Annotated in this window: 6 protein-coding genes and 2 pseudogenes; 4 read left to right on the top strand and 4 right to left on the bottom strand. The window is 69.9% G+C overall.

Going from position 1 to position 8900, the window contains the following annotated elements; translation table 11 throughout:
• Window positions 1-164 precede the first annotated feature (164 nt).
• Window positions 165-2537 carry an ATP-binding cassette domain-containing protein gene (locus tag VOI19_RS08215; protein ID WP_416366360.1) on the bottom strand — a complete coding sequence of 791 codons (2373 nt, stop codon included), beginning with the start codon at window positions 2535-2537 and terminating at the stop codon, window positions 165-167.
• Between the two features lie 12 nt (window positions 2538-2549).
• On the bottom strand, window positions 2550-3458 hold the full coding sequence (locus VOI19_RS08220) for an alpha/beta fold hydrolase (RefSeq protein ID WP_323792479.1): 909 nt from the start codon (window positions 3456-3458) through the stop codon (window positions 2550-2552).
• A 51-nt stretch (window positions 3459-3509) separates the two neighbouring features.
• Here VOI19_RS08220 and VOI19_RS08225 point away from each other — a divergent pair, with 51 nt between their 5' ends.
• Window positions 3510-5345, top strand: a complete 1836-nt coding sequence (locus VOI19_RS08225) for a HAMP domain-containing sensor histidine kinase (protein WP_323792480.1) — start codon at window positions 3510-3512, stop codon at window positions 5343-5345.
• An 89-nt stretch (window positions 5346-5434) separates the two neighbouring features.
• The gene (locus VOI19_RS08230; RefSeq protein WP_323792481.1) at window positions 5435-5587 is read left to right on the top strand and encodes a hypothetical protein; all 153 of its coding nucleotides are present in this window, start codon (window positions 5435-5437) and stop codon (window positions 5585-5587) included.
• Window positions 5588-5612: 25 nt separating this feature from the next.
• Here VOI19_RS08230 and VOI19_RS08235 read toward each other — a convergent pair whose 3' ends face one another.
• The gene (locus VOI19_RS08235; protein ID WP_323792484.1) at window positions 5613-6629 is read right to left on the bottom strand and encodes a zinc-dependent alcohol dehydrogenase family protein; all 1017 of its coding nucleotides are present in this window, start codon (window positions 6627-6629) and stop codon (window positions 5613-5615) included.
• A gap of 65 nt (window positions 6630-6694) precedes the next feature.
• Between VOI19_RS08235 and VOI19_RS08240 the strand changes: the two genes are divergently transcribed.
• The gene (locus VOI19_RS08240; protein ID WP_323792482.1) at window positions 6695-8221 is read left to right on the top strand and encodes a UDP-N-acetylglucosamine 1-carboxyvinyltransferase; all 1527 of its coding nucleotides are present in this window, start codon (window positions 6695-6697) and stop codon (window positions 8219-8221) included.
• Between the two features lie 127 nt (window positions 8222-8348).
• Window positions 8349-8681 (top strand): annotated as a pseudogene (locus tag VOI19_RS19365) (glycerophosphodiester phosphodiesterase family protein); the annotation flags it as partial.
• 63 nt (window positions 8682-8744) lie between these two features.
• On the opposite strand, the pseudogene VOI19_RS19370 reads toward VOI19_RS19365, so the two are convergent.
• Window positions 8745-8882, bottom strand: a pseudogene (locus tag VOI19_RS19370) (hypothetical protein); the annotation flags it as partial.
• Window positions 8883-8900: the final 18 nt, after the last annotated feature.

Raw genomic sequence — 8900 nt, forward strand, 5'->3', positions numbered from 1 at the left:
GTGGCCGAGGTGAACGACGCCGCAGCAGCCACGGTCATGGTCGACCTCCACCGCGCCCTCGCAGACGGGCAGAGCCTCGCCCGCGCGCTGCTCACCGTGCGAGACCACGTGAGCGACGACCGGGCGGCCACGGCGACCGCGGCGTCGTTCGTGGGGCTGGGCGTCTAGGAGCCGGTCGGCGCGACGTACGACGCCAGGTGCTGCCCGGTGAGCGTCGTGCGGTCGGCGACCAGGTCGGCGGGAGTGCCCTCGAAGACCACCTGGCCTCCGTCGTGGCCCGCACCGGGGCCGAGGTCGACGATCCAGTCGGCGTGCGCCATCACCGCCTGGTGGTGCTCGATGACGATCACCGACTTCCCGGAGTCGACCAGCCGGTCGAGCAACCCGAGCAGCTGCTCCACATCGGCGAGGTGGAGCCCGGTCGTCGGCTCGTCGAGCACGAAGACATCGCCCTTGCCGCCCAGGTGGGTGGCGAGCTTGAGGCGCTGACGCTCACCACCGGACAGCGTCGTCAGCGGCTGACCCAGGGTGAGGTAGCCCAGGCCGACGTCCTCCAGCCGGGAGAGGATCTTGGAGGCGGCCGGGACGGCCGCGTCGCCGGACCCGAAGAACTCCGCGGCCTCGGCGACCGACAGGGCCAGCACCTCGCTGATGTCGCGGCCACCGAGGGTGTAGCCCAGCACGGAGGCGTCGAAGCGCCGGCCCTCGCAGACCTCGCACGGCGCCGCGACCCCCGCCATCATCGCCAGGTCGCTGAAGACCACCCCCGCGCCGTTGCAGTGCGGGCAGGCTCCCTCGGAGTTGGCGCTGAAGAGCGCCGGCTTCACGTCGTTGGCCTTGGCGAAGGCCTTCCGGATCGGGTCGAGCAACCCGGTGTAGGTCGAGGGGTTGCTGCGTCGCGACCCCTTGATCGCACCCTGGTCGACGGTCACCACGCCGTCGCGGCCCGACACCGAGCCGGTAACTAGCGAGCTCTTGCCCGAACCCGCGACACCGGTCAGGACGCACAGCACCCCCAACGGCAGGTCGACGTCGACCGAGCGAAGGTTGTGGGTCTCGGCTCCGCGGATCTCCAGCACGCCCGTGGCCGAGCGCACATCGCTCTTCAGGCTCGCACGGTCGTCGAGGTGCCGACCGGTGGTGGTGTCGCTCGAGCGAAGTCGCTCGACGTCGCCCTCGAACACCACCTGTCCCCCGGCACCGCCCGCACCCGGACCGAGGTCGATGACGTGGTCGGCGATCGCGATCATCTCGGGCTTGTGCTCGACGACGAGCACCGTGTTGCCCTTGTCGCGCAGCTGCAGGAGCAGCGCGTTCATCCGCTCGATGTCATGCGGGTGCAGCCCGATCGACGGTTCGTCGAAGACGTAGGTCACGTCGGTCAGCGACGAGCCGAGGTGTCGGATCATCTTGGTGCGCTGCGCCTCACCGCCCGACAGCGTGCCCGACGGCCGGTCCAGGCTGAGGTAGCCCAGCCCGATCTCCACGAACGAGTCGAGGGTCTCCCCCAGCGCCGTCAGCAGCGGGGCCACGGACGGCTTGTCGAGGTCGCGCACCCAGCCGGCCAGGTCGCTGATCTGCATCGCGCTGAGGTCGGCGATGCTGACGCCGTTGATCTTGGACGAGCGAGCCTCGGCGCTCAGCCTCGTGCCGTCGCAGTCGGTGCAGGTCTCGAAGGTGACTGCCCGCTCGACGAAGGCGCGGATGTGCGGCTGCATGGCCTCGACGTCCTTGGCCAGGAAGCGCTTCTTGATCTCGGGCACCAGCCCGGCGTAGGTCAGGTTGATGCCATCGACCTTGATCTTCGTGGGCTCGCGGTAGAGCAGGTCGTCGAGCTGCTTCTTGGTGAACTTCTCGATCGGCTTGTCGGGGTCGAAGTAGCCGCAGCCGCGGAAGATCCGGCCGTACCAGCCCTCCATCGTGTAGCCAGGGATCGTCAACGCACCCTCGTTGAGCGACTTCGAGGCGTCGTACAGCGCCGTCAGGTCGATGTCGTTGACGGCGCCGCGGCCCTCGCAGCGTGGGCACATCCCGCCGACCACGTTGAAGGACCGACGCTCCTTGACCTCGCGGCCACCCTTGGTGGTCGTGACGGCTCCGGCACCACTGATCGAGGCGACGTTGAACGAGAACGCCTGCGGCGGGCCCACGTGGGGGTCACCGAGGCGGCTGAACAGGATGCGCAGCATGGCGTGGACGTCGGTGACAGTGCCGACCGTCGAGCGCGGGTTCGCCCCCATCCGCTCCTGGTCGACGATGATCGCCGTGGTCAGGCCCTCGAGCACGTCGACGTCGGGACGTGCGACGGTCGGCATGAAGCCCTGGAGGAAGGCGCTGTAGGTCTCGTTGATCAGTCGCTGTGACTCGGCCGCGATGGTGGCGAAGACCAGCGAGCTCTTTCCTGATCCGGAGACGCCGGTGAACACCGTCAGGCGGCGCTTGGGGATCTCCACCGACACGTCGCGCAGGTTGTTGGCGCGGGCACCGTGCACCCGGATCAGGTCGTGGCTGTCCGCGTCGTGGCTCACCCGCGGCATCCTGCCACGGCCTCAGGCGACGGCGCTGTCGCTCTCCGCGCGCCACGCAGCGACTCGCGCGAGGTACTCCGCTGGCGCATCGAGCATGAGGGCGTGGCGGTGGTCGCTCAGCACCTCGCCGGCCCAGTCGGCACGGCGGGCGAGCACCTTGCGCAGCACGCGCGCAGGCACGAGGGCATCGGCGGTCCCACCCAGCACGAGGGTCGGCGCGACCAGCTCGTCGACGGCGCGGTAGACCCGTCGTGGGTCCAGCCACAGCGCCGCGATCGACCGGGTCGAGGCGAGCAGCGCCCGGCTGCGCTCGGCGGCGTGGTGCTCGTCGCGCGGGCGGGAGTCGGTGGCCATCGCCTCCAGCAGCGCGGGTCGGATGCCGGTGGGATCGTTGAAGATCAGCCGCATCAGCTGGTGGGTACGCCGCGACGGCAGCGCCATCGGGACGACCCCGCTCCACGTCGCGCGCGGGATCGGCAGGAAGGCCAGCGGGCAGGACGGCGGGAGCGCCGGTGAGACCAGCACGAGGTGCTCCACCCGGTGAGGGTGGTCGGCCGCCAGGAGCGTGCCGACCAGTCCGCCCATCGAGTTGCCGTGCAGGGCGAAGGTGGCCCACTCGAGGTGGTCGGCGACCGCTAGGACCAGCTCGATGTGCCCGTCGACGCCGAGCGACACCGCCGACTCGGCGGGGGTGTGCCCGAAGCCGCCCAGGTCAAGAGCGACCACGGGTCCGTAGGAGGCGAGGCCGGCGATGACGTCGATCCAGTTGGACGCCGATCCGCCCAGACCGTGCACCAGCACCTGCGGCTGGGTCGCGCCGGGACGTCCGTCGGCGCGCAGCACGCGCACCGTGCGTCCACCCAGGTCGAGCACGTCCTCGCGCACGCCGGCCCAGGCCGGGTCACGAGTCCCCCAATCAGCAGCAGTCATACCGATAGTCTGCCAGCCTCCCCGTCAGCCGACTGACCACCGAGGACCACTATGACGTCTGCGCAAGAGCCCAACGAGCTCGTTGCGCTGCGTGAGCTCCACCGGATCGTGCTGCTCGTCAACTCCGAGACCGACCTCTCGGCCGTGCTCGAGACCGCCGCTCAGGGCGTGGTGGACGTGCTCGGCTTCCAGGCAGTCGTCGTCAACATGGTGACTGCCCGTGGAGACTTCGAGGCCGTCACCGTGCTGGGTCCCCCACGCGAGTCGCTCCTGGGGGCACGAACCCCGCGCGAGGCCTTTCTGCACGACCTCGAGGTCGCCGACGACTGGGGAATGCTGCGATTCATCCCCGAGGGCAGGATCGAGGCCGAGCTTTATCCGGAGTGCACCTGGACCACCCCCGACGAGCCCGCGGACGTCCCAGACGCGTGGCTGCGCGACGACGCGCTCTATGCGCCGCTCTACAACCCCGAGCGCGAGCTCCTGGGGATCCTCAGCGTCGACCTCCCCCACGACGGACGCCGCCCGAGCGCACTACGGCGTGAGGTGCTCGAGATGTACGCCGTGCAGATGGGCCGCGCCATCGGCCACGCCCGCGATCGGGAGCGCCTCGCCGAGCGCCTGCGACTCTCGACCACCACCCGACAGATCCTGCAGATGGCGGCCGTGGCCGACGACCTCGAACCCTTGCTCGAGGCGAGCATCGAGCCCATCCAGACGGGCTACCGGGCGACAGCGGCCTGGATCAGGCTCTTTGCCGACAAGGGTGGCGCGTGGACTGCCTCGAGCTATCCGAACGCGCTCCCGGGCGACGGGCAGGACCCCAGCGACCTCTACCTCGACCTTGATCTCGACCAGGCGCTGGGGGCGGCCGAGCAGGTCGCCGTCGAGTGCTGGCGAACGCAACGCACCTCCGTGGTCTCGCGCAGCCGCCCCGTCGAAAGGGCCGAAGGGCTTGGCCTGACGGGCCGCGACCCGGCGCTGGACTGGCTGGAGGCCCTGGGCCTCGACCAGTTCGTGCTGGTGCCGATCGGGGTGTCCGACCAGTGCCTGGGCTACCTCGTGCTCGCCCGCGAGATCGGCCTCGACTGGACCGAGATCGAGGAGCAGAACGCCTCAGACATCGGACGAGAGCTGGGCCGGGTGATCGAGTCGGCACGGATCCGGGCTCGCGAGCACGACCTCATCATCCGCCTGGAGGAGCTCGACGACTACAAGAGCCGGGTCGTGACCACGATCATCCACGAGCTGAAGAACCCGCTCGCGGTGGTGGTGGGCAACCTCGAGCTGGCGCGCGACGAGCCCGCGCTGGTGGCGCGCGCACACACGGCGATCCAGCGGGGTGCGCAGCGGATGCAGAAGCTCGTCGACGACCTGCTGGCGCTCACCAAGCTGCGCGAGCCGGTGGCCGACACGCTCCGGGTGCCCGTCGACCTCGGAGCAGTCGTGCGCGACGTCGCCGCGCTGGTCATCGACCAGGCCCAGCTGGGCGCGGTGACGCTCGATGTCAGTGCCGTCCCTGGTGGCGTGCGGATCCTCGGAGAGCCGGCCGAGCTCGACCGGCTGGTCCTCAACCTGGTGTCCAACGCCATCAAGTACACCGGACCCGGTGGGCGGGTGACCGTCTCGCTCACGACCGAGGCCGACCACGTGGTGCTCGTGTGCGCCGACGACGGGATCGGCATCGCGCCGGCCGACATGGCGTCGGTGTTCGGCGAGTTCGACCGCTCGTCCAACCCCGAGGCGCGGGCCAAGCCGGGCAGCGGCCTGGGCCTGCCGATCGTGCGTCGGATCGTGCAGCGCCACGACGGCTCCATCGAGGTCGACTCGACCCTCGGGCGCGGCAGTCGGTTCGTCGTGACCCTCCCGATCGGTCAGATCTCCTAGTCATCACGGGTGAGATCTGTGCGAAAGCCTGGCAGAGGTCCGCACCCGGACCTAGCGTCGCGAGCACCCCCCGCCCTCAGGAGAAGCCCGTGTTCGACACCGCCCCCGAAGCCTCGACGTTCCACCTGTCCCACGACATGCCGTGCACGCGCTGTGGGCACGCCCGACACACCTACCTGGCCTGCTCGGACCGCTGTGCCTGCCAGCCGGCCGAGGCGCGGACCCTCCAGGTCAGCGCCTGAGGCTCCACCGCCGGAGCGGCCGGCCTCAGGGCTGCAGCATCACCTTGATGGCACGACGCTCGTCCATCGCGGCGTAGCCCTCGGCCACGTCGGCCATCGGCAGCGTGAGGTCGAAGACCAGGCCGGGGTTGATCGTTCCGCTGGTCACGAGGTCCAGCAGCTCGGGCAGGTAGCGCCGCACGGGCGCCATCCCGCCGGCCAGGCCGACGTTCTTCTGGAACATCCGACGCACCGGCAGCTCGACCCCGTGGGGCACACCGACGAAGCCCACCATGGCGCCGGGGCGGGCCACCGCGAACGCGGTGCCCATCGACTGGTCGGTGCCCACGCACTCGAGCACTGCGTCGGCGCCCACTCCCCCGGTGATCTCCTTCACCGCGGCGGCGCCTTCCTTGCCGCGCTCGGCGATGAGGTGCGTGGCGCCGAACGCCGTGGCGATCTTCTGGCGCGGCTCGTGGCGCGACATCGCGATGACCTTCTCCGCGCCCATCTGGGCGGCCGCGAGCACGCCGCACAGGCCCACCGCGCCGTCGCCGACGACGACGACGGTGCCGCCCTTGCGGACGCCGGCAGCGACAGCGGCGTGCCAGCCGGTCGGCATCACGTCGGAGAGCGCGAGGAGCGAGGGCAGCATCGCGGCGTCGGGCGTGCCGTTGGTGGCCACGAGGCTCCCGTCGGCCTGTGCCACCCGGGCGTACTCGCCCTGGCCGCTGTTGGTCATCCCGAGGTTCACGCACGCCGACTGCATGCCCACCTGGCAGTGGGCGCAGGTGTTGTCGCAGTGGTCGAAGGGCACGACGACGAAGTCGCCGGCCTTGAAGTCGCGCACGTCCGAGCCGACCTCCTCCACGACGCCGACGCACTCGTGGCCGATGGTGTCGCCGGCGGTGATCGGGTTCTCACCGCGGTAGGGCCACAGGTCGGAGCCGCAGATGCAGCCGGCCACCACCTTCACGATCGCGTCGGTCGGAGCCTGGAGGACCGGGTCGGCGACCTCTCCGAAGCGGATGTCGCGGGTACCGTGAATCGTGGTTGCCTTCATGATGGTGATCTTGACACCCCGGTCCAGGATCGCCGAATAACTCATATATGAGTTACGGTCGTGCCATGTCTGATGACTACAAGGGCCGTATCGGCAACCTGATCCGCGACGCACGCAAGCACCGAGGTCTCACCCAGACCCAGCTCGCCGACCGCCTCGCCACCAGCCAGAGCGCCGTGAACCGGATCGAGAAGGGCCACCAGAATCTCTCCCTCGAGATGCTGGCGCGCATCGGCGCCGCCCTCGACTCCGAGATCGTCGCCGTCGGCGCCGGTCCGACGCACCTGCGCATCCAGGGCCCGACCACCTTGTCCGGCTCGATCGACGTCAAGACGTCCAAGAACGCCGGCGTCGCGCTGCTGTGCGCCTCGTTGCTCAACCGCGGACGCACCACGCTGCGCAAGGTCGCGCGCATCGAGGAGGTCAACCGACTGCTCGAGGTGCTCAACAGCCTCGGGGTGCAGACCCGGTGGCTCAACGACGACAACGACCTCGAGATCATCCCGCCCAAGGAGCTCGACCTGACCCGTATCGACGAGGCCGCGGCCCGTCGTACCCGCTCGGTCATCATGTTCCTCGGCCCGCTGCTCCACCGCGCCGACAACTTCGACCTGCCCTACGCCGGCGGCTGCAACCTCGGCGACCGCACCGTCCAGCCGCACATGGTCGCCCTGCGTCCGTTCGGCCTCGAGGTGAAGTCGACCGACGGGATGTACCACGCCCAGGTCAACCGGGCGATCGAGCCCGAGCGCCCGATCGTGCTCACCGAGCGTGGTGACACCGTCACCGAGAACGCCCTGATGGCCGCTGCCCTCCACACCGGAACCACGACCATCCGCAACGCCTCGTCCAACTACATGGTCCAGGACCTCTGCTTCTACCTGCAGAAGCTCGGGGTCACCGTCGAGGGCGTGGGCACGACGACCCTGCGGGTGACCGGTGTCGCCACCATCGACGTCGACGTCGACTACTCCCCCAGCGAGGACCCGATCGAGGCCATGTCGCTGCTGGCCGCGGCGATCGTGACGAAGTCGACGCTCACCATCCGCCGGGTCCCGATCGAGTTCCTCGAGATCGAGCTCGCGGTGCTCGAGGAGATGGGCCTCGACCTCACCCGCTCCGAGGAGTACGTCGCCAACAACGGCCACACGCGCCTCGTCGACCTCGAGACCCGGCCCTCCCAGCTGCACGCACCGCTGGACAAGATCCACCCGATGCCGTTCCCCGGCCTCAACATCGACAACCTGCCGTTCTTCGCGGTCATCGCCGCCGTGGCCGAGGGCCAGACCTTCCTGCACGACTGGGTCTACGAGAACCGCGCGATCTACCTCACCGAGCTGACCAAGCTCGGCGGCCAGGTCAAGCTCCTCGATCCGCACCGCGTGATGATCGAGGGACCGACCGCGTTCTCCGGCGCCGAGCTGATCTGCCCGCCCGCACTGCGACCGGCTGTTGTCATCCTGCTCGCGATGCTCGCCGCCAAGGGCACCTCGGTGCTCCGGGGCACCTACGTCATCCACCGCGGCTACGAGGACCTCGCCGAGCGCCTCAACACCCTCGGCGCGAACATCGAGACCTTCCGAGACATCTGAGCGGCCCCGAGCCCCCGCGCTCACCCACGACGCCGCCGCGAACCGCCATACTCGCGGGGTGACGTCTCCACGCACCGGTCGTGCCTACCTCGACGCCGTGCTGGAGCACCCGGGTGCGGTGCTGGCGATGGCGCACCGCGGTGGGGCCGGGCATCCTGACCTGATCGGGCTGGAGAACACCCGGACCGCCTTCGCCCACGCCATCTCTCTGGGCTACGACTACCTCGAGACCGACGTCCACGCCACGGCGGACGGCGTCCTGATGGCCTTCCACGACGACGTCCTCGACCGGGTGACCGACCACTCGGGGAGCATCGCGACCTCGACGTACGACGCCGTGCGCGACGCGCGGATCGCGGGTCGCGAGGAGATCCCGACCCTCGACTCGTTGTTCGAGGCGTTCCCGGCCACGAAGTTCAACATCGACCTCAAGTCGGCCGGCGCCGTGCGCACGCTGGCCGACTTCCTGGCCGCGCGCAACGCCTTCTTCCGGCTCATCGAACCAGATCACCGGAGTGTCACCGTGCCAGCCAAGCCGGCCTGGAACAGGCGGCCGGGTGGACCGCACGCGGACGAGCACGGGCGCGCCCGCATCAGCGGCCGCTTCAAGGCTTCCTGCGCCAATCCAGTTCAGCTCTTCCAGCAACAGGCCGGATGTCATCAACGCCTCACGCGGGCC

The sequence above is a fragment of the Nocardioides sp. genome (assembly GCF_034670285.1).
Classification (GTDB): Bacteria; Actinomycetota; Actinomycetes; order Propionibacteriales; family Nocardioidaceae; genus Nocardioides.

What these genes read in the sequence shown, in the direction of transcription:
- VOI19_RS08225 (WP_323792480.1), top strand. Translation starts at nt 3,510, where the DNA reads ATGACGTCTGCGCAAGAGCCCAACGAGCTCGTTGCGCTGCGTGAGCTC.
- VOI19_RS08235 (WP_323792484.1), bottom strand. Translation starts at nt 6,629, where the DNA reads ATGAAGGCAACCACGATTCACGGTACCCGCGACATCCGCTTCGGAGAG.
- VOI19_RS08220 (WP_323792479.1), bottom strand. Translation starts at nt 3,458, where the DNA reads ATGACTGCTGCTGATTGGGGGACTCGTGACCCGGCCTGGGCCGGCGTG.
- VOI19_RS08240 (WP_323792482.1), top strand. Translation starts at nt 6,695, where the DNA reads ATGTCTGATGACTACAAGGGCCGTATCGGCAACCTGATCCGCGACGCA.
- VOI19_RS08215 (WP_416366360.1), bottom strand. Translation starts at nt 2,537, where the DNA reads ATGCCGCGGGTGAGCCACGACGCGGACAGCCACGACCTGATCCGGGTG.